Annotated in this window: 22 protein-coding genes and 1 pseudogene; 16 read left to right on the forward strand and 7 right to left on the reverse strand. The window is 44.6% G+C overall.

Features of this window, described 5'->3' with window-relative positions; translation table 11 throughout:
• Positions 1-78: 78 nt before the first annotated feature.
• Positions 79-1,899: a PAS domain-containing protein gene (locus tag J6600_RS07065; RefSeq protein ID WP_021493759.1), complete on the forward strand. Its 1,821-nt coding sequence runs from the start codon at positions 79-81 to the stop codon at positions 1,897-1,899.
• Here J6600_RS07065 and J6600_RS07070 read toward each other — a convergent pair.
• A pseudogene (locus J6600_RS07070) lies at positions 1,880-3,093 on the reverse strand (aminotransferase A). The gene J6600_RS07065 and the pseudogene J6600_RS07070 sit on opposite strands and share 20 nt — an antisense overlap.
• Positions 3,094-3,293: 200 nt before the next feature.
• Positions 3,294-3,455: a hypothetical protein gene (locus J6600_RS07075; protein ID WP_007409608.1), complete on the reverse strand. Its 162-nt coding sequence runs from the start codon at positions 3,453-3,455 to the stop codon at positions 3,294-3,296.
• A 188-nt stretch (positions 3,456-3,643) separates the two neighbouring features.
• On the opposite strand from J6600_RS07075, the gene cheV reads away from it, so the two are divergent.
• Positions 3,644-4,555 (forward strand): chemotaxis protein CheV, encoded by a 912-nt coding sequence (gene cheV, locus J6600_RS07080; protein ID WP_014417604.1) that lies wholly within the window; start codon positions 3,644-3,646, stop codon positions 4,553-4,555.
• A 42-nt stretch (positions 4,556-4,597) separates the two neighbouring features.
• On the opposite strand, the gene J6600_RS07085 is transcribed toward cheV, so the two are convergent.
• From J6600_RS07085 to J6600_RS07100, 4 genes are all read right to left on the reverse strand, one after another.
• A complete protein-coding gene (locus J6600_RS07085) occupies positions 4,598-5,062 on the reverse strand; it encodes a YkyB family protein (RefSeq protein ID WP_003154622.1) in 465 nt (154 codons plus the stop codon).
• 122 nt (positions 5,063-5,184) lie between these two features.
• Positions 5,185-6,477 (reverse strand): MFS transporter, encoded by a 1,293-nt coding sequence (locus tag J6600_RS07090; RefSeq protein WP_014417606.1) that lies wholly within the window; start codon positions 6,475-6,477, stop codon positions 5,185-5,187.
• A gap of 75 nt (positions 6,478-6,552) precedes the next feature.
• Positions 6,553-7,047 carry a L,D-transpeptidase family protein gene (locus tag J6600_RS07095; protein ID WP_088056573.1) on the reverse strand — a complete coding sequence of 165 codons (495 nt, stop codon included), beginning with the start codon at positions 7,045-7,047 and terminating at the stop codon, positions 6,553-6,555.
• Between the two features lie 74 nt (positions 7,048-7,121).
• Positions 7,122-7,985: a metallophosphoesterase gene (locus J6600_RS07100; RefSeq protein ID WP_209388181.1), complete on the reverse strand. Its 864-nt coding sequence runs from the start codon at positions 7,983-7,985 to the stop codon at positions 7,122-7,124.
• Positions 7,986-8,128: 143 nt separating this feature from the next.
• Between J6600_RS07100 and fadH the strand changes: the two genes are divergently transcribed.
• From fadH to J6600_RS07170, 14 genes are all read left to right on the forward strand, one after another.
• Positions 8,129-8,893: a 2,4-dienoyl-CoA reductase gene (gene fadH / locus J6600_RS07105; RefSeq protein WP_014417609.1), complete on the forward strand. Its 765-nt coding sequence runs from the start codon at positions 8,129-8,131 to the stop codon at positions 8,891-8,893.
• A gap of 113 nt (positions 8,894-9,006) precedes the next feature.
• The gene (locus tag J6600_RS07110) at positions 9,007-9,555 is read left to right on the forward strand and encodes a hypothetical protein (RefSeq protein WP_014417610.1); all 549 of its coding nucleotides are present in this window, start codon (positions 9,007-9,009) and stop codon (positions 9,553-9,555) included.
• Positions 9,556-9,696: 141 nt separating this feature from the next.
• Positions 9,697-10,917: an EAL domain-containing protein gene (locus J6600_RS07115; RefSeq protein WP_209388182.1), complete on the forward strand. Its 1,221-nt coding sequence runs from the start codon at positions 9,697-9,699 to the stop codon at positions 10,915-10,917.
• Between the two features lie 444 nt (positions 10,918-11,361).
• Positions 11,362-11,601 carry a YkuJ family protein gene (locus tag J6600_RS07120; RefSeq protein ID WP_003154613.1) on the forward strand — a complete coding sequence of 80 codons (240 nt, stop codon included), beginning with the start codon at positions 11,362-11,364 and terminating at the stop codon, positions 11,599-11,601.
• 122 nt (positions 11,602-11,723) lie between these two features.
• Complete coding sequence (locus J6600_RS07125; protein WP_012117439.1) at positions 11,724-12,242, forward strand: ribonuclease H-like YkuK family protein; 519 nt, start codon at positions 11,724-11,726, stop codon at positions 12,240-12,242.
• Between the two features lie 140 nt (positions 12,243-12,382).
• Entirely contained in the window at positions 12,383-12,574 is a 192-nt protein-coding gene (gene abbA, locus J6600_RS07130) for an antirepressor AbbA (protein ID WP_003154609.1), read from the forward strand.
• A gap of 143 nt (positions 12,575-12,717) precedes the next feature.
• On the forward strand, positions 12,718-13,161 hold the full coding sequence (gene cbpB, locus J6600_RS07135) for a cyclic-di-AMP-binding protein CbpB (RefSeq protein ID WP_209388183.1): 444 nt from the start codon (positions 12,718-12,720) through the stop codon (positions 13,159-13,161).
• Between the two features lie 140 nt (positions 13,162-13,301).
• Entirely contained in the window at positions 13,302-14,183 is an 882-nt protein-coding gene (gene ccpC, locus J6600_RS07140) for a transcriptional regulator CcpC (protein ID WP_007611101.1), read from the forward strand.
• 112 nt (positions 14,184-14,295) lie between these two features.
• Positions 14,296-14,769, forward strand: coding sequence for a flavodoxin (locus J6600_RS07145; RefSeq protein ID WP_012117440.1), 474 nt, complete (start codon positions 14,296-14,298; stop codon positions 14,767-14,769).
• The gene (locus J6600_RS07150; RefSeq protein WP_029973678.1) at positions 14,759-15,652 is read left to right on the forward strand and encodes a WD40/YVTN/BNR-like repeat-containing protein; all 894 of its coding nucleotides are present in this window, start codon (positions 14,759-14,761) and stop codon (positions 15,650-15,652) included. Before J6600_RS07145 ends, J6600_RS07150 begins: the two co-directional genes overlap by 11 nt.
• Positions 15,653-15,677: 25 nt before the next feature.
• A complete protein-coding gene (locus tag J6600_RS07155) occupies positions 15,678-16,133 on the forward strand; it encodes a flavodoxin (RefSeq protein WP_007409622.1) in 456 nt (151 codons plus the stop codon).
• Positions 16,134-16,214: 81 nt separating this feature from the next.
• Complete coding sequence (gene dapD / locus J6600_RS07160) at positions 16,215-16,925, forward strand: 2,3,4,5-tetrahydropyridine-2,6-dicarboxylate N-acetyltransferase (RefSeq protein WP_007409623.1); 711 nt, start codon at positions 16,215-16,217, stop codon at positions 16,923-16,925.
• 70 nt (positions 16,926-16,995) lie between these two features.
• Complete coding sequence (locus J6600_RS07165; protein ID WP_017417680.1) at positions 16,996-18,120, forward strand: N-acetyldiaminopimelate deacetylase; 1,125 nt, start codon at positions 16,996-16,998, stop codon at positions 18,118-18,120.
• A 60-nt stretch (positions 18,121-18,180) separates the two neighbouring features.
• Positions 18,181-18,426: a YkuS family protein gene (locus J6600_RS07170; protein ID WP_209388184.1), complete on the forward strand. Its 246-nt coding sequence runs from the start codon at positions 18,181-18,183 to the stop codon at positions 18,424-18,426.
• Between the two features lie 32 nt (positions 18,427-18,458).
• Here J6600_RS07170 and J6600_RS07175 read toward each other — a convergent pair whose 3' ends face one another.
• Positions 18,459-19,265, reverse strand: coding sequence for a mechanosensitive ion channel family protein (locus J6600_RS07175; RefSeq protein WP_021493755.1), 807 nt, complete (start codon positions 19,263-19,265; stop codon positions 18,459-18,461).
• Between the last annotated feature and the right edge of the window lie 150 nt (positions 19,266-19,415).

The raw sequence follows: 19,415 nt of genomic DNA on the forward strand, positions 1-19,415 counted from the left end.
AATCAATCTAGTGGAATTTCTTTTTATATCAGTCCGTGTCCAGCCTGCAGTGCGAGTATAATGCAAAGGAGGGATTCTGTGGAACAGGATACTCAGCATGTCAAACAGTTTCAATCGAAAACCGATCTTCATGCCGTTTTGACGTCTAACGGGCGTATTATGTATATTTCTGCAAACTGCAAATCGTACTTCAGTTATTCTCAGGAAGAGATGATCGGATCATTTCTCAAAACGTTCCTGCATGAAGAAGATCAATTTTTGGTTGAAAGTTACTTCTATAATGAGCATCATTTGATGCCTTGCACCTTTCGTCTTATTAAAAAAGATCATACCATCGTATGGCTTGAAGCGGGTGTGGAAATTGTCACACCGCAAATGGAGGGGACGGATCGGGAAATCATCCTCAAAATCAAGGTGCTTGAAGAGAAGACGCCCCGCCGGCCTTATATGTATGAACAAAAGAAGCAAAAGGCAGAACAACAGTCGGAAGATGCGGCTGGAAACGGCGAATTCGAGCGTCTTGTCGAAATGCTGCCGAATCCTTTATATGTCAGCATCAACGGCACAATCGCATACGCCAACAACGCGATGCTTGCCATGCTGGGAGCCGAAAGCAAAGACGAGGTAATCGGCAGGCGCTCTTATGAGTTTATTGAAGAAGAGTATCACGACATTGTGAAAAACCGAATTGTGCGGATGCAAAAAGGAATGGAAGTCGGAATGATCGAACAGACGTGGAGAAGGCTCGACGGCACGCCCGTTCATTTAGAAGTAAAGGCGGCACCGACGACATATAAAAATCAGCGGGCGGAATTGCTGCTTCTGATTGATATTTCTTCACGAAAAAAATTCCAAACGATTCTGCAAAAAAGCAGAGAGCGTTATCAGCTCCTCATTCAGAATTCAATTGATACGATCGCCGTGATTCACAATGATAAATGGGTATTCATGAATGAGTCGGGCATTTCGCTGTTTGAGGCTGAAACATATGAAGATTTAATCGGGAAAAACGTCTATGATCAGCTTCATCCCTGTGATCATGACGGCGTGAAACAGCGGATCCAAAATATTATCAACCGAAAGACCGAGTCAGAAATTATTAAGCAATCGTGGTTTACCTTTAAAAACCGGCTGATCTACACGGAAATGGTCTGCATTCCGACGACGTTTTTCGGAGAAACGGCCGTGCAGGTCATTCTGCGTGACATTTCTGAGCGGAAGCAGACGGAGGAATTAATGCTGAAGTCGGAAAAGCTGTCTATCGCAGGGCAGCTGGCGGCGGGAATCGCTCACGAAATCCGCAATCCGCTGACGGCGATCAAAGGATTTTTACAGCTCATGAAGCCGACGATGGAGGAAAACGAACATTACTTTGAAATTGTGTTTTCTGAACTGAGCAGAATCGAATTAATTTTAAGTGAGCTTTTAATGCTTGCCAAACCTCAGCAAAACGCCGTGAAAGAGCGTGTAAACTTAAAGAAAATTATAAGTGAAGTGACCGCTCTTTTAGAGACGCAGGCAAATCTGAAAGGAATTTTTATCAAAACGGATTATGAACATGACAGCATGTATATTAACGGTGATCAAAATCAGCTGAAACAGGTGTTTATCAATCTGATTAAAAATGCCGTTGAGTCGATGCCGGATGGGGGAACGGTTCACATTCTTATGACAGAAGATGAGTATTCCGTTAATGTGACGGTGAAAGACGAGGGTGACGGGATACCGGAAAACGTGCTGAAACGAATAGGCGAACCGTTTTTGACAACGAAAGAAAAAGGAACCGGCCTGGGGCTGATGGTCACATTCAACCTTATTAAAAACCACCAGGGAGCTATCCAAGTAGACAGCAAACCGGATAGAGGCACGGCCTTTCATATTACATTCCCGAAACAATAAAAAACAACGGCGTTATGCCGTTGTTTAAATAGTCTGCATGGATTCTCTCGTTTTTAAAATAAATGCTTCCAGCCGGTCCAAGCCTTCTCTCAATGTATCCAGTGAATATGCGAATGACAGCCTCACATACCCTTCACCCAATTTTGAAAACGAGCTGCCGGGCACTAGAGCCACACCTGCATCCTCTAAAAGAGCCATACTAAAATCAAACGATGACATTCCGAATGACTTAATGGAAGGGAAGATATAAAATGCGCCTGACGGCTTTACGACGTCAAGCCCCATTGAAACAAGACGGTCATATACATAGTCAAGCCGCTTTTTATACTGTTCTCTCATAATAAGCGCATCATCAACACCGTTTGTCACCGCTTCAAGAGCCGCTTTCTGAGAGATTGAAGACGCGCATGTCACACTGTATTGGTGAACTTTTAAGATGTGCTTGGCAATTTCTTTCGGTGCGAAAATGAAACCGATTCTCCAGCCCGTCATGCTGTGTGATTTTGACAGGCCGTTGATGACGATCGTCTGGTCTCTCAAATAAGACGCGATCGAATAATGCGGTCTGTCATAGGTTAATTCGCTGTAAATTTCATCAGAAAGGACAAAAACATTTCTGCCCTTCAGGACGGCTGCGATGTTTTGCAGCTCTTCCTCAGACAATGTCACTCCGGTCGGATTTGACGGATAAGGAAGAATGACGCATTTTGTTTTTGGTGTCAGCGATTCTTCAATGAGCCGCGCCGTCAGCTTAAATCCGTGTGTCGTCGTATCCACATGGACCGGAACGGCGCCCGACATGCGGATGATCGGTTCGTAGCCCGGATATATCGGTCCGGGGAGAATAACTTCATCGCCCGGAGATAAAATCGTCCGCAAAGACGCGTCAATCGCTTGGCTTGCTCCGGTTGTGACGATGATTTCAGTTTCAGCTTCATAATTCAAGTCAGCTTTTTTCTTCATATAAAGCTGTACGGCCTGTCTCAGCTCAAGTCCGCCCGCGTTCGGAGTATACGCCGTTGCGTTCTCGTCGATTGCCTTTTTGGCAGCCGCTTTGACATGGTGCGGCGTGAAGAAATCCGGCTGACCGATCGTAAGCGAAATGACATTGTCGTGCTGAGCTACAAGATTTGAGAATTTGCGAATTCCTGAAATTTCAATTTCTTTTACATTCGGATTAAGCAAATGTTCCATAATTCATCACCTTATACTATATATTGAGTTTATCCTATTTTACCACTAGCTGAGCATTTGTCATCTTTTTATTGAACTATCCCGAGTATATGTCCGATATGTGAAAACATACCTTCTTTCAGAAAAAAATAAGACAACCAGCTGAAATGATTGTCTTCATTGTATCATGATCTATCTATTGTGATATGTGGCGAATGTCATTAATACCCGTATTCAAAGCTGACGTCTTCCCGCCATAAGATGTATGGAGCGGGCTTGTCGGGACGCTCTTTCGCCTCTTTTTTCATTTGCAGGTAAGCCGTTTTGCTGATATCTTCTAACACCGTCATTTGATCTTGGTCGAATATGACTACTGTACCCATTTATTACACCCTTCTTCCTGAAAAATCCTTGACTATTTTACCACTCGATGTCAAAAAGTCAATGGGATATCAGAAAAAAGCATTTTTTTATAAAGAGTTTTTGGCCAGTTGGACCGAATACATTCACTTTTTCCGTTTACAGCCGATATATACAGTACAATACTGAATGCGGATAGCGAGGGATTGAATTGTCTTTACAACAATACGATATTTTATTGGATTCAGGCACAAACGAATTAGAAATCGTCAAATTTGAAGTAGGCGTCAATACATTTGGCATAAATGTGATGAAAGTCCGGGAAATCATTCAGCCGGTAGATGTCACATCTGTGCCTCAGTCTCATAAAGACGTAGAAGGGATGATTAAGCTGAGAGGCGAAATTCTTCCCGTCATCAGTCTGTATTCCTTTTTCGGCGTTGATGCCGAAGGAGCAAAAGACGATAAATATATCGTAACGGAATTCAACAAACGGAAAATCGTCTTTCACGTCGGTTCCGTTTCACAAATCCACAGGGTGTCCTGGGAGGCGATTGAAAAGCCGACTTCCCTGAACCAGGGCATGGAGCGGCATTTAACGGGAATCATCAAACTGGAAGACACGATGATCTTTCTGCCTGATTATGAAAAGATCATTTACGATATTGAATCGGCATCGGGAGTTGAGACTTATCATGTCCATCAGGAAGGATTTGATGAAAGACGGGCGGGTAAAAAACTGATCATCGTTGAAGATTCGCCGCTTCTGATGCGTCTTTTGACGGATGAGCTGACTGAGGCGGGGTACAGTGAAATCGTTACGTTTGAAAACGGAAAAGAAGCGTATGATTACGTCGTGGAACTGACGGATAACGGAGAAAACCTGTCAGACCATATTGACATGATTATCAGTGACATTGAGATGCCGAAAATGGACGGGCATCGTTTGACGAAGCTCCTTAAGGATAACCCGCAAAGCTCTGATGTGCCGATTATGATTTTCTCGTCCCTGATTACGGACGACCTGCGCCACCGGGGCGAAGTAGTCGGAGCGGATGAACAGATCAGCAAGCCTGAAATCAGCGAGCTCATTAAAAAAGTGGATACGTACGTGATTGAATAGAAAAAAGCCGATGCATGACGCATCGGCTTTTTTGCGGCGGAATTAAAAATAACTCTCACCAAGTTTTTTAAATACGGGTTTATGATAAGCGGGCTGCTGCCTGTTGGCGGCAAGCGGTTTTTCCTTTAAGCCCACATATTTTTGCAATACGTTTTTCGCTTTTGTCAAAGACATTTGTGCTTTAGGATTGCGGTACGATTGATTTAACGTACCTAAATGCGGAAGATGCTGGAAGTCTTCTTTTGTTGGAGGCATGTGAAAATAGTAGTCTCCGATAGAGATAAGTACGTCTGACTGCTGTTGGCTAAACCTGGGATTATTTGAAAAGTGAAGCCCTATTTTTTTCCCTTTGCCTTCTTTCACAAGCTTTTGTAATGCCCGTTTTTTCAGCAGATAAAGGTATTTAGGGTTGGGGGCGGTTTTTGCATGGCGGTTCACAGTATAAACAGCTTTTGAAAGATTCTCGATGGTTGGCTGCAGCTCTTTCGAATAAGCGTGGTCGTCCATTATTTCTCTCCTTTGCATTGATCAAGTTCATATATAGATTATACTTTTTTAGCGTTGAAATGCAAATATTGATTATAAAAATACGCCTTTTTCTGATGAAAAGGGCGCATCTTTTTCCTTTATTAGACAGGATTCGCATGTTTTTCGGAATCAGCCTTTAATGATTGCTGCACATCGACCTCTGCTGCCTCGGCGCTGTATTTCGGAAGAGCGATAAAATAGAACACAAATACCGCTAAAATCACGATTCCCATGCCGTAATAAAGGTAATCAATATTGGAAACGAATTTCGGAAATAACAGGGCAACCAGTCCGAGTGTAATCGATTGGGCAAACATCATAAAAGGGTCCTGCCAGCCGCTGACCCGGCCCATTATTTTCGGATGAACAATTTTCGGCATCCAGCCGCCGATGGCGATATTGACAGGGCCGATGCACATGCCGAGGACGAAAGCCGCCGCATAATAAATCCACAGCTTATCCGTATAGCCGAGGACAAAAATGAGCAGTCCGGCTGCCAAAATAGGAATCGACATCAAATGATGCGGTTTGACTTTTTTCGCGATCATCGTTCCGATCACACTTCCTGCAAGCAGGCCGAAGCCGAGTGCGACGGTGAAGATGGAAGTATGTGATTCGTAATGATCAGGCGCAAGTCCGTATTTCATCGTAAACATCGGCAGTACGGCAAAGCCGCCGTTGACAAAACCAAAGATAAAAAAGCCGAAAATAAGGGAAGCAAGCAATTTGTTTTTAACAATATATACGATCCCTTCCTTAAAATCAGCGACCGAGTCTTTCAGGAACGAATCTCCCCATTTAAAAGGGCCGTTCGGCTGACGGGCTTCTTTCGGAATGCGGCAGGCGCGGATCAGAAAGCCTGATACAATAAAGCTGACAAAATCAAGGATAATGGCTCCGTGAATACCGATCGTTTTATACATAAACGCGCCTATACCGACGCCGAATACCATGAAGATGCTGAACAGGATCTGGTTAAGTCCCGCCGCTTTCGCGTAATGCTCCTTAGGCAGAATAGCTTGTACAAGGCTGGCTTCCGCCGGGAAAAAGAACTTGGTCACGGCGCTTCTGATGAACAAAATACAGAACACGAGAGGGATGCTCCCGGTGTATAGTGCGGCAAACAATACGATCGTCAGTCCGGCTCTGATCCAGTCACAATTCTCTGCGACCTTTTTCCTGTCAAGCCGGTCAGCTGCGACACCGACAATCAGAAATACGAAAACTGTCGGCAGTGAATACATCAGCTCAGCCAAAGTCGTGTATGCCGGCTGATTTGAAAAATGGTCCAGCAAGTAAAAAGCGAAAGCCATATTACCTACAGTCGTTCCCATTTGAGAAGCGAGTGCTGCGAAAAAGAGACGAACAAAATTGCGATTTTTAAATATATCCATAAACACGCTCCTTACCCTAAAGGTCCCACTGTAATATATTATCATCAGCTCGTTCCATTAACAAATAAGATCTTTCTATCTTATAATAGTCACCCTTGTTCCATTAGGAACGGCAGCGGCAAGTTTAGTGACGTCCTGATTATACATCCGGATGCATCCTTTTGATACCGCTTTGCCGATGGAGGAAGGATTATTTGTTCCGTGAATGCCGTAATGAATTTTAGAGAGGCTGAGCCAATAAGCGCCGAACGGGCCTCCGGGCTTAGGCTGACGGTTCACGATGTAAAATTCTCCGGTCGGCGTGGTCGTCAATATTTTTCCGACTGCGATGGGGTACGTACGGATGAGCCTGCCAAGGCGGTATAACTCCAGTTTCTTCGCTCCGATATACACGATGATGGAGTAGGGAATGGTGGATGGGTCAGGAAGATTCGGTATGATAATGTGCTGTCCCGCGTATATGACCGATTGGATTGAGGGATTTGCCTGAAGGAGAGCAGCAGTGCTTATTCTGAAGTCTTGCGCAATGCTTGAGATGGTTTCTCCTTGTTTCACTTGATATGTCAGCAGTTTCATCACCCTCCTTTTTGCTCTTTTCCATATACATATTACGGAGGGGGTGTCTGTGCATCAGGATAAAAGTCTTATTTTTGCTCGGTTTTCAATGTGAACAGCGTGATTTCCGGTCTGGCTAAAAAACGATACGGCAGTCTTGTCGTACCGAGCCCGCGATTGACGTAAACGGCTCTGTCATGCAGCGTATACATGCCGTCGGTATACGTTTTTCCGTAAGGAGGCGTAATGAGAGGGCCGAAAAACGGGAGCTGGACCTGGCCGCCGTGAGTGTGTCCCGACAGCTGGAGGTTTACGGGATATCCGCCTATCTCGAGAGCGGCATCAGGCTCGTGGACGATTAAAATGGAAAACGCATCTTCGGAAAGGCGGGACAGGGTGCCTTCATAATCGGGTTTTCCGAGCATTACATCATCCAAAAACGCGAGTTCAATCCGGCTTCCGTCTGTCAGCTGCACCTGACGATAGCCGTTTCGAAACACTTGAAAATCAGCAGCTTCCATCAGAGCCTTGTACGTGTTCGTACCGTAGCCTCCGTGGTCATGGTTTCCGTAAACACAAAGTTTGCCGAAGGGAGCTTCAAGATTTTGCAGGACGGCGAGTGCATGCTGGTGATCATTAAATAAATGCGGCTTATCAATTAAATCTCCCGTAAAGATGAGCAGATCGGGTTTCAGCTGATTGATCTTTTCCGCTGCTTTATTCAAGTCACCGGATGTAAACACATCACTGAGATGCGTATCGCTGAATTGAACGATTTTAAAATTGTCAAAGCCGCGGGGGATCAGGCGGTTGGTGATTGTATGCCGGGTGATTTCAATCATGCGCGGTTCAATATACCGGGCATAGCCGTAGCCACCGCAAGCCGTTGCAAGAGCTGCACCCAAAACACCGAATCCTCTTTTTAAAAATGTTCTTCTGGTCATTTTCTCCATATGTAAAACCAACCTTTGTCAGAGTTTTTCTATTATATCATCAGCTTGGCTGAAAAATCCCTTCTCAGCATGTAATGACGCGGAAAGACATCTATGATAAAATTATGAATGATTATTCATTCAATAAAAGGGGTGGGTTTGTTATGGATAAGAAAGCGGTAATCATTACAGGCGGTTCAAGCGGCATGGGAAAAGCAATGGCGAAAAAACAGGCTGAATTAGGATGGCACGTCATGGTGACAGGGAGGAACCATGAAGCACTTGAGGAAACAAAAAAAGAAATTGAGACCTTTGAGGGGCAGGTCGCCTGTTTTCAAATGGATGTCCGTTCTGATTCCGCCGCTTCAGACATGATTACAGAAGCGAAAAAAGTCTTTGGCCGGCTCGATGCGCTGATTAACAATGCGGCCGGCAACTTTATTTGCCCGGCAGAGAAGCTGACGCCCAATGGATGGAAAGCTGTTATTGAGATTGTTTTAAACGGCACATTTTTCTGCAGCCAAGCCGCGGCAAGGCATTGGATCGAGCAGGAGCAGAAGGGCGTCATCTTAAATATGGCCGCTACATACGCATGGGGAGCGGGAGCGGGTGTCGTTCATTCCGCTGCAGCCAAAGCGGGGGTATTGTCACTGACAAGAACGCTGGCCGTTGAATGGGGGAGCAAATACGGCATCCGCACAAACGCGATAGCCCCAGGCCCGATTGAACGGACAGGCGGTGCGGAGAAGCTGTTTGAATCGGAAAAAGCGGCGTCCCGCACTATGAACAGTGTGCCGCTCGGCCGGCTGGGCACACCGGAAGAAATCGCCGCGTTGGCAGCGTTTTTGCTATCTGATGAAGCGTCCTATATAAACGGGGATTGTATCACAATGGACGGGGGGCAATGGCTGAATCCTTATCCGTTTTAATTTTTCAGATATTGATGATTTTGCAAAACAAGCGAACGTTAAAGCCGCCGTTCGCTTGTTTTATTTTCTATTCGAAATTATGATATAATTTTGAAAGATTAAGGGGCGATTAATTGAAGAAATTATTAAAATGGTTCGTTGTACTATTTGTAAGCAGTTTAGCTATCATCTTTAATATTTGGTACTTTATTATTTGTGCTTTTACTCCGGAGTATTATCAAAATACCAATCTTACATCTGATGAAATAATCAGATTTGAAAAGCTATATCACATAGATTTTCCTGATGAAACGAAATGTATTAAAGCCAGGGAGTATTTGAGTGGGCTCGGAGGCGATACATCGGCTGTATTATATGTGTCTCTGCCAACCAAGCTGGCGGAAACAATTTTATCTGATTATACGTATATGCCAATAAATCATACTGATCATGCCGGTTCAATGTATGGAGTTGACGTTTCCGAGAGTGTTGGCGGGTTAACAACTCTTACATTTGGCATTTTAGATAAAAAAGGAACTTTCTTTCAGTTGAAACATGATGATGATTGGATATTTAACAGCACTGATTGGAGCCATTATTTTTGGACAGCTGCCGGTTATAATGCTCTTATATTTATCCTTTTATTTGTGATTGTGAAACAAATGAATAACGTCCTTAATTAACCGGTCTGAAGAGTGATCTTAAAAATGTCCCCCTTTTATTTTAAGCTGCTGCCATACTGCCTCCTTTTCCCCTAATCTAAACATTTGTGGTGCTGATATAATTGTGTATAATCAGACAAAGATAGAGAAGCAGGTGATAACATGTTGGACCCACTTGATATACTGACGAATATTGATGATGTCATTCCGTATTACCAAGCGATTTTTAACGCTGAAGAACAAAGAGTCGTAGGCTATGAGGTGCTTGGGCGTATTTTGGCAAATGCGGAGATTGAGAGCCTCGGGTCGTTTTTCTTAGATTCCGGCATTCCGGAAGAATATAAGCTTGAGGTCGATGACAGAGTCATCAGGCAGGCGCTGGAGCGGTTTAAAGAAGCTGACCGTGATCTGTTGATTTTTATCAATCAGGATGCGAATGTATTGATGCTTGACCACGGCGAAAGCTTTCTTGAGCTTTTGAAAGAATACGAAGAGCAGGGCATTGAATTGAACCGTATTGTGCTTGAGATCACCGAGCACAATTTCGAAGGCGACATTGAACAGCTGTACCATATGCTTGCCTATTATCGTACATACGGCATTAAAATCGCGGTGGACAATATAGGTAAGGAGAGCAGCAACCTGGACAGAATCGCGCTCCTTTCACCGGACCTTCTGAAAATAGATTTGCAGGCGCTGAAGGTATCTCAGCCGTCACCATCATATGAGCATGTGCTGTACAGCATTTCATTGCTGGCAAGAAAAATCGGCGCCGCGCTGCTGTATGAAGATATAGAAGCTGATTTCCAGCTCCAGTACGCATGGAGAAACGGAGGCCGATTTTTTCAAGGCTATTATCTGCAGGCGCCGAGCGGCGATTTTATAGACCGGAGCCTGTTAAAAGCACGCTTGAAAACGGAGTTTCAGCAATTTATTACGAGAGAAAAAAAGAAGCTGGAAACGGTATATGAACACTCTGAGAATTTTTATAAGCGGGTCAATCAGGCAGTTTCCGAGCTGAAGAAAACCCATCAGGCGGACGATGAGTTTATTAAAAAACTGGCGGAAAACCTGACCGACTGCTGCTTCAGAATTTATATGTGTGATGAAGAAGGCTATCAGCTGACGGGAAATGTGTTCAAGCAGTCCGGCGAATGGCTTTATCAGCCTGAATACATGGAGAAAAACTGGAGCTGGCGTCCGTACTTTTTAGAAAACATCATGAAGATGCGGAATTCAAGAAAAGGTTTTTTCAGTGATCTGTACAGTGATATTGAGACAGGTGAGATGATCAGAACCTTTTCATACCCGATGGATGACAATATGTATTTATTTATCGATCTGCCTTACTCTTATTTATATGAACAGGACGGGTTACTTTAAAGCGGCTGCTGTATGCCGCTTTTTTTTTATAAGTGTGAAAAAGTTTTAAAAAACGATTGACAATGATACTGATAATCATTATCATTTAGTTATAGAGAGAAGTTACTCTCTGTTCCCCAACCCCTCTATCAGATCAAGATCCGAAAAAACTTGGCGCTACCCCCGCCAAGTTTTTTTATGCCGTCTGTCGCATAAAAAGGCTTCTTTTCACATACATCTGACAATGGCGGCTCAAAAAGCGAAAAATTTTTTTGAAAGGTGTATGACATTCCGAAAAAAGCTTCAAACTATTCGAAAACACGGTTTTCCCGTTTATTTCTTTTTGAAAATCCAGCGGGAAAATGCCATCCCGGTCTACTTTATGGTATGATGCTCTGTAGAACTTGTATTATAATAAATACTTGTTGATTTGAAGTTGTTTTTTGAAAGGAGTCTTTTTTTAGAATGTCACAATTAATGGGTATCATCACGCGGCTGCAAAGTCTGCAAGAAACAGCGGAAGCGGCGAACGAGCCGATGCAGCGTTATTTTGAAGTTAACGGCGAAAAAATTTGCAGTGTTAAATATTTCGAAAAAAATCAAACGTTTGAACTGACGGTTTTCCAAAAAGGTGAAAAACCTAACACATATCCGTTTGATAACATTGACATGATTTCTATTGAAATTTTTGAGCTCCTTCAGTAATTTGATTTGATTTTTCAGGCTGACCAAGCTTCCGGTCTTCCGCAAGCGGAGCTTTATTAAATTATGCAAAGGAACGTGCTTGTTCGTTTGGTTGTAGACTCTGGAAAGAGGAGTGTCCGTACATGGCTGATTCTTTTCTGTTTTATAATCTTTCTGAGGCACAGATGACCTTTCAAGACGTGACGGAGCGGCTGAAACGCTTTGTCAATAAAGACCCCCGTTCAGCATACGTGCTGTCTGTAGGGACTGATTCACAAGTTTACCGCGACTTCACAAAGTTTATTACGGCTATACACTTGCACCGTACAGGCAAGGGAGCTTGGGGCTGTTTGAAAAATCACGATCTTGCAAGACCGATACATAGCCTTCGCGAAAAAATTTCGCTGGAAACCGCGTTCAGCCAGGAGATGGCTGCGCATATCCTCGACGGCCGTCTTATGGAAATGACAGATTTACTCTTGCCTTTTGCGGATGAAGGGGCGGATCTTTCATTTGAAGTGCATCTGGATATCGGTCAAAAAGGGCTGACAAAAGAATTGATACAAGAAATGACCGGCCGCATTACCTCGATGGGCATTGAAGCGAAAATCAAGCCCGATTCCTGCACAGCATTCAGTTATGCCAATCGTTACACAAAATAATATTTCATACAGAATCCGCAAAATGTCGAATTATGCGGTTGACGATTTTTTTCTGTTTACTTATTCTAGCGGTAGAGCTGAAAGCAAATTTCACCTTGCTTTCAGAGGTATTCAGTTAAAAATAGGGGGCCTGATTACGTATGAGTCTTATCAGTGAACGATTTACGGAAGAAGAACAGAAACTTCTGCTGAATATCCTGATCAATCAAGAATATGCCATTGAGCTTTTGACCAGCGAAATCAACGATATAGAAGCAGGGTCAAAAAGCGTTGATGGAACCACTTATAAAAAACTCGTAACGCTCTATGACCGTTTTCGGAATGAAAATTAATCAGCGGCCTATAAATTGATACTCGATTGTAAAGAGTATCTTTTTTATTGACGGAAACTTTTCGACAAAAAATGATAATGTTTATATTATTGCAATATAGGGAATACATGCTTTGATGAAAAATGTAAAGGGGTCGAAGTGACATGATTAGCTTACAATCAGATCAGCTTCTTGATGCAACAGTCGGACAATTTATGATCGAGGCGGATAAAGTGGCGCACGTTCAAGTCGGAAACAACCTTGAGCATGCTCTTTTAGTGCTGACCAAAACCGGCTATACCGCCATTCCCGTCCTCGACGCTTCGTACCGTCTGCACGGTTTGATCGGGACAAATATGATTATGAACAGCATTTTCGGACTTGAACGGATCGAGTTTGAGAAGCTGGATCAAATTACGGTTGAGGAAGTCATGCTGAAAGACATTCCCCGTCTCCACATCAATGATCCGATTATCAACGGGTTCAGCATGGTCATTAACAACGGCTTTGTCTGCGTTGAAAATGATGAAGGCGTCTTTGAAGGCATTTTCACGAGAAGAGTCGTGTTAAAACAGTTAAGCAGCCATATCAGATCATTGAATAAGTAGGCTCGCACGATCAGCCTATTTGTTCTTTTGCATGCGGGAAAAAGAAAACGCATACATATGAGTGGCGCTTGCCTCGGCAGCCTTTATTTTATTAGAATGGTAGATAAGAAATACGAAAAGGCATTGAAAAGGAGGACGACATGCAGCTTCAAGAGCTTCATATGCTCGTAGTTTTGGCTGAGGAATTAAACATGAGGAAGGCTGCCGAACGGTTATTCGTGTCACAGCCGGCTCTGTCCCAGCGATTGCAGACCATTGAAAAAGCCTGGGGAACAAAGATCTTTCTAAGATCTCAAAAAGGACTTACGGTAACGCCGGCAGGAGAAAAAATCATACAATTTGCAAATGACGTCACGGATCGGCAAGAAAGAATCAGAGAAAACATTGATGAACTTGAGGGTGAGATTCACGGCACATTAAAGCTTGCCGTCGCCTCCATTATCGGGCAGCACTGGCTTCCGAAAGTGTTAAAAACATATGTGGAACGATATCCGAATGCAAAGGTCTCTCTCATTACAGGGTGGAGCAGCGAAATGCTGAAAAGTCTGTATGAAGATCAGGTACATATCGGCATTATCCGGGGAAATCCGGAATGGAAAGGCCGGAAAGATTATTTAATGACCGATCATTTATATTTGGTTGATACGGAAATTTCCTGTATTGATGATATTGCCCATACCGATCGGCCGTTTATCCAATTCAAAAGTGACAGTACATATTTTCAGGAAATTCAGCATTGGTGGCATCAAAAATTCAAAACCTCGCCGAAACAGACCATCCTCGTCGATCAGATTGAAACGTGCAAGCAGATGGCGCTGCACGGGATCGGTTATGCCATTCTGCCGTCAGTCACTTTAGAAGAGGAAGACAAAGTAAATAAAATGCCCCTGCTTGATACAAAAGATCACCCGATCGGCCGTGACACATGGCTGCTCGGTTATGAGCCGGCATTTGAATTAAAACAGGTGCAGGCTTTTGTTTCTGTCATTAAAGATATGCTGAAGCAGGAACGCCCATTTTAGAAAGACAGCAATCATGCTGTCTTTTTTTTATTTTTTATTGACAATGAAAATCATTATCATTTAAAGTGTTATATATGTTAATGAAAATCATTATCAATTACGAGGTGATCATATGCAGAAAGCATTAATGATATACGCAAGCATGTCGGGGAATACAGAGGATATTGCCGGCATTATAAAAGAAACACTGAGCGGGCATCAGATAGCAGTTGACTGTCTCGACATGGATGAGGCAGATGCGGATTCTCTCGAAGCATATGATTATGTTTTTGTCGGCACGTACACATGGGGGGATGGTGATCTTCCTTACGAAGCGGAAGATTTTTACGAAGATATTCTGCACAGCCAGCTCAACGGACTGAAAACGGCCTGTTTCGGTTCAGGCGATCACGCCTACCCGAAGTTTTGCGAAGCGGTCACGCTGTTTTGCGATGCGTTTGAACAGGCCGGAGCCAATTTATATCCGGAAACGCTGAAAATCGAGCTGGCGCCCGAGACGGCTGAGGATCAGGAATGCTGCAAAGAATTTGTCCGCGGTTTTCTTGCATGGGCCGCTCACCACGGAGACCGGTGCCATGTTTCATAAAGGCGCGACGGCTGTCATGGCATCAGTGACTTCAGGATATTTTGTCGCGGTGAAAGACGAAGGTATTTTTCATTTTTCCGCGGAAGAAGGCTGGAAAAGACTATTCCGAGTGAAAAGCAGAATTCATGTGCTGACTTACATAGGGCCCTACATATTCGCGGCTGGAGAAAAAGGCGCCGTCCTCAGATCAGCCGATCAGGGAAAGACTTGGACGGCCTCCCGATTTCCGACCAGCGCCTCCGTATGGGCCGTTGCCGGGCGGAATGACGGGTTTGTCTGTGCGCACGGCACATATTGCCTCTACTTATCTGATGATTTCGGCGTCACTTGGCATGTGGCTAAGCCCTTTTCACAATTAAAGGAGCCGCCTGTCATCCGTTCGCTTTGTTTACACGGTCAGACGATTTATATCGGCACCCGGATTCATATGAATCATGGCGGCATTTGGGCGTATGATCTGACGGAAGACCGCATCCGGCGTATAAGCCGCGAAAGGCAGCGCATGACGGCTTCAATGATGATGTATCAGAATGACTGGCTCATTGCAGCAAAGGGCGCGGCAAAGGGAGAACGGGGAGAGGTTGCCGTCCGAAACGTGCGGACGCAAGAGGAGTTTGCCATTACAGCCGGGCCCGCCGTACGGGAAAAATCATTTCTCGACGTTTCTGAGGATAACGGGATTATTTATGTCACATCGTCACAGGACGAAAACGGATTTTCGCGTATTTATCAAGCTGATCTCGCCGCCGGTGAATTAAAGTGGTTTGATACGATCCGCGGTCACGGATGGCGGGTGGCCAACCGGGAAGAAAACTTTTTTTGCGCGGGCCTTTACGAAAGTAAGTTTGTCAGACCGTATGAGGCGGTACAGCTCGCACATTAGTTTTTATGCAAAAGGAGAGACGAAGATGGGGAATGTATTGCTTGTTTACGCTACAATGTCAGGAAACACCGAGGCGATGGCGGATTTAATTGAAAAAGGGCTGATCGAAGCACAAGCATCCGTAGACAGATATGAAGCGATGGATATTCATGCCGAACTTTTTAATGATTACGAGTATATTTTATTAGGCACATATACGTGGGGAGACGGGGATCTTCCTGATGAAATGCTCGATATTGCTGAAGATATGGAAAACCTGGAGTTTACGGGAAAAACATTTGCTTTGTTCGGTTCCGGAGATACGTCCTATGAGTTTTTTTGCGGAGCGGTTGACGAATTGGAAAAAGTAATCACGGCCCGCGGCGGGCGGGTGGTGCTGCCGTCGGTCAAAATTGAAAACAACCCTGAGGGCAGTGAGGAAGAAGAGCTCCGGGAATTCGGAAGACAGTTTGCCGCGCTGTGCAGCCAGCCGGCAGAATAAAGGCTTGTTCCTTTTTTTCTTGTCTTTGTATCCTTCCTTTGTTACAGTAATGAGGTAGAAAATCAGAGGAGGACAATACATATGAAAATGATGGATGCAAATGAAATTATTTCATTTATTCAAAATAGTACAAAATCAACGCCTGTAAAAGTGTATGTAAAAGGCGATCTCGAAGGAATCAGCTTTGGCGATTCCGCTAAAACATTCCTGAACGGCCAATCCGGCGTCGTTTTTGGCGAGTGGGCTGAAATTAAAAGCGCAATCGAAGAAAACAAAGACAAAATTGAGGATTACGTCATTGAGAATGACCGCCGCAACTCTGCGATCCCGATGCTTGATTTAAAAGATGTTAAAGCGAGAATCGAGCCCGGCGCTATTATCCGCGACCAAGTCGAAATCGGCGACAATGCCGTTATCATGATGGGTGCGTCTATTAATATCGGTTCAGTCATCGGCGAAGGTACGATGATTGATATGAACGTTGTTCTCGGTGGGCGCGCAACTGTCGGCAAAAACTGCCACATCGGAGCGGGTTCTGTATTAGCGGGCGTTATTGAGCCGCCTAGCGCTAAGCCTGTTGTCGTGGAAGACGACGTTGTGATCGGCGCAAATGCGGTTGTGCTTGAAGGCGTAACAATCGGTAAAGGCGCGGTTGTCGCTGCGGGAGCCATCGTTGTGAACGATGTCGAACCATATACCGTTGTAGCGGGAACACCTGCGAAAAAAATCAAAGATATCGATGAAAAAACAAAAGGCAAAACAGAAATCAAACAGGAATTACGCCAGCTGTAAGGAATGGTTTGATAGAATGGGCGTGGATGATAAAATCCACGCCTTATTCTTATCTCAAGGAGGAATACATATGGAAAAAGAGCGGCTCATTGCCATCCGAAGAGATCTGCACCGCATTCCGGAGATCGGCTTTCAGGAATATAAAACCCAGCAGTACCTGCTGAATCTATTAAACCAATATCCGGAAGAAAGAATTGAAATCGAAACTTGGAGAACCGGCATCTTTGTCAAAGTCAACGGCACGGCTCCGGAAAAAATGCTCGCCTACAGAGCGGATATAGACGCTCTGTCGATTGAAGAACAGACGGGACTTCCGTTTGCATCTGAACACCCCGGTTTTATGCACGCATGCGGCCACGATATGCACATGACCATCGCGCTCGGCATTATTGATCATTTTGTCCATCATCCCGTCAAACATGATCTGCTCTTTTTATTCCAGCCGGCTGAAGAAGGACCGGGCGGAGCGGAACCGATGCTTGAAAGCGATGTGCTGAAAAAATGGACGCCGGATTTGATTACCGCTCTCCATATAGCACCTGAGCTTCCTGTAGGCACAATCTCCACCAAAAGCGGATTGCTGTTTGCCAATACGAGCGAGCTCGTCATCGATCTTGAGGGGAAAGGCGGACATGCGGCATATCCGCATACAGCAGACGACATGGTCGTTGCCGCGAGCACGCTTGTCACGCAGCTGCAAACGGTCATATCCAGAAATACGGATCCGCTTGACAGCGCTGTGATAACTGTCGGAACGATTACCGGGGGCACGGCGCAAAATATCATCGCAGAGCATGCTCATCTGGAGGGAACCATCCGGACGCTTTCCGAGGAATCAATGCGTATGGTGAAAAAGCGGATTGAAGAGCTTGTCAAAGGAATTGAAATCGGCTTCCGATGCAAAGGAAAAGTCACGTATCCGTCCGTTTATCATCAAGTTTATAATACAAGCGGCCTGACCGAAGAATTTATGCAATTTGTCAGCGATCATCAGCTTGCTGACGTGAAAACGGCGAAAGAAGCGATGACCGGAGAAGATTTCGGATATATGCTGAAAAAATATCCCGGCTTTATGTTCTGGCTGGGGGCCGATTCATCCCACGGGCTTCATCACGCAAAGCTGAACCCGGATGAAGATGCGATGGAAACCGCGGTAAATGTCATGGTCGGATATTTTTCGAAGTATGCCAATTAAATCCGAAAAGAAGAATAATCTAACAAAAATTGAGCATTCTACATAACGGAGGTGTTCAATATGATGAAAAAAATTGGAATTGAACAATCTTTATCGGATGTAGAACAGGCGTTAAAACAAAAAGGATATGACGTAGTGATGATGAAGACTCCTGAGGATGCGAAGAATTGTGACTGCTGTGTCGTAACCGGACTTGACAGCAATGTCCAAGGAATTGCCGATACGTCAACTCAGGCTCCCGTCATTACGGCTTCCGGAATGACCGCCGACGAAATCTGCAGCGAAGTGGAAAAAAAATTTCATTAAAAAGAAAAACCGAAGCTTACGCTTCGGTTTTTCTATTCGGCGGAAGCGGCGTTTTTAAAACGGTCGAGCGCGATTTTCATTTCTCTCCGCAGTACGCGTTCAACCCGCCATTGCTCCATATTTTCTGTTTTGGCAATGATTCTGAGCACCATTTCTGACGAGCTTAAATCCTGAACCCCGATGACGTCCGGCCCTTCCTTAATCTGCGGGAGCTCAGCGGCTGCTTTGTCACACGCGGTTTGCAGGATTTGAATGGTTTCATCAAGATTTTTTTCAAGCGGCACTTTAATATCGACAAGAGCCTGCATCGTTCCGCGGGAATGGTTGCTCACATTCGTAATGCCCCGGTTGGGAAGATAGTGAAGCGTGCCGTCAAAGCTCCGGATTTGCGTCGTACGGAGACCGACCTGCTCGACAATGCCGCTGTAGCCGGCAACCGTAATATAATCACCGACGTCGATCTGTTTTTCCAAAAGGATAAAAAATCCGGTGACGATGTCACTGACAAGCCCCTGAGCCCCGAAGCCGACTGCGAGACCGACCACGCCGGCGCCGGCAATGAGAGCGCTCGGATTGTAGTGAAATAAATCCAAAATCATTACGATAAAAACGAAAATCAGGATGTATCCATATACATTAAGCGCCAGGCTTCGCAAAGTATAAGCGCGGCCTGTAGAGAGGTTGTTTTGTTGCTCGAATTTCTGAAACAGATGCTTGATCAGCTTTTTTCCTGCCGTCCGGAAAATAAAATACGCTAAAATAATGAGAGCCAGCTTTATGATGAAAATCCCGGCAGATGTGAGAAGCCCGGCCCAATCAAAGTGTTTTAGATCAATCATAGTGATGTCTTCCTTTCAAGTCTATTGCGGAAAAAGCTAAAAGTGATATACCCGTTTTTAAAATAAAATAAACCTTTTAATAGAAATCAGTTATTTCATTTATGATTTGTTCATATTGCCCGGTTTCAATATCATCATTTTTGTGAAGAT

Origin of the sequence: Bacillus sp. LJBV19, assembly GCF_017797845.1 — a bacterium.
GTDB lineage: Bacteria > Bacillota > Bacilli > Bacillales > Bacillaceae > Bacillus > Bacillus velezensis.

Bases quoted from the DNA above. Each gene is read 5' to 3' on its own strand.
- J6600_RS07075 (WP_007409608.1), bottom strand. From the start codon at position 3,455: ATGGGTACAGTAGTCATATTCGACCAAGATCAAATGACGGTGTTAGAA.
- J6600_RS07085 (WP_003154622.1), bottom strand. From the start codon at position 5,062: ATGGACGACCACGCTTATTCGAAAGAGCTGCAGCCAACCATCGAGAAT.
- J6600_RS07090 (WP_014417606.1), bottom strand. From the start codon at position 6,477: ATGGATATATTTAAAAATCGCAATTTTGTTCGTCTCTTTTTCGCAGCA.
- J6600_RS07100 (WP_209388181.1), bottom strand. From the start codon at position 7,985: ATGGAGAAAATGACCAGAAGAACATTTTTAAAAAGAGGATTCGGTGTT.
- fadH (WP_014417609.1), top strand. From the start codon at position 8,129: ATGGATAAGAAAGCGGTAATCATTACAGGCGGTTCAAGCGGCATGGGA.
- J6600_RS07115 (WP_209388182.1), top strand. From the start codon at position 9,697: ATGTTGGACCCACTTGATATACTGACGAATATTGATGATGTCATTCCG.
- J6600_RS07120 (WP_003154613.1), top strand. From the start codon at position 11,362: ATGTCACAATTAATGGGTATCATCACGCGGCTGCAAAGTCTGCAAGAA.
- J6600_RS07125 (WP_012117439.1), top strand. From the start codon at position 11,724: ATGGCTGATTCTTTTCTGTTTTATAATCTTTCTGAGGCACAGATGACC.
- abbA (WP_003154609.1), top strand. From the start codon at position 12,383: ATGAGTCTTATCAGTGAACGATTTACGGAAGAAGAACAGAAACTTCTG.
- cbpB (WP_209388183.1), top strand. From the start codon at position 12,718: ATGATTAGCTTACAATCAGATCAGCTTCTTGATGCAACAGTCGGACAA.
- ccpC (WP_007611101.1), top strand. From the start codon at position 13,302: ATGCAGCTTCAAGAGCTTCATATGCTCGTAGTTTTGGCTGAGGAATTA.
- J6600_RS07145 (WP_012117440.1), top strand. From the start codon at position 14,296: ATGCAGAAAGCATTAATGATATACGCAAGCATGTCGGGGAATACAGAG.
- J6600_RS07150 (WP_029973678.1), top strand. From the start codon at position 14,759: ATGTTTCATAAAGGCGCGACGGCTGTCATGGCATCAGTGACTTCAGGA.
- J6600_RS07155 (WP_007409622.1), top strand. From the start codon at position 15,678: ATGGGGAATGTATTGCTTGTTTACGCTACAATGTCAGGAAACACCGAG.
- dapD (WP_007409623.1), top strand. From the start codon at position 16,215: ATGAAAATGATGGATGCAAATGAAATTATTTCATTTATTCAAAATAGT.
- J6600_RS07165 (WP_017417680.1), top strand. From the start codon at position 16,996: ATGGAAAAAGAGCGGCTCATTGCCATCCGAAGAGATCTGCACCGCATT.
- J6600_RS07170 (WP_209388184.1), top strand. From the start codon at position 18,181: ATGATGAAAAAAATTGGAATTGAACAATCTTTATCGGATGTAGAACAG.
- J6600_RS07175 (WP_021493755.1), bottom strand. From the start codon at position 19,265: ATGATTGATCTAAAACACTTTGATTGGGCCGGGCTTCTCACATCTGCC.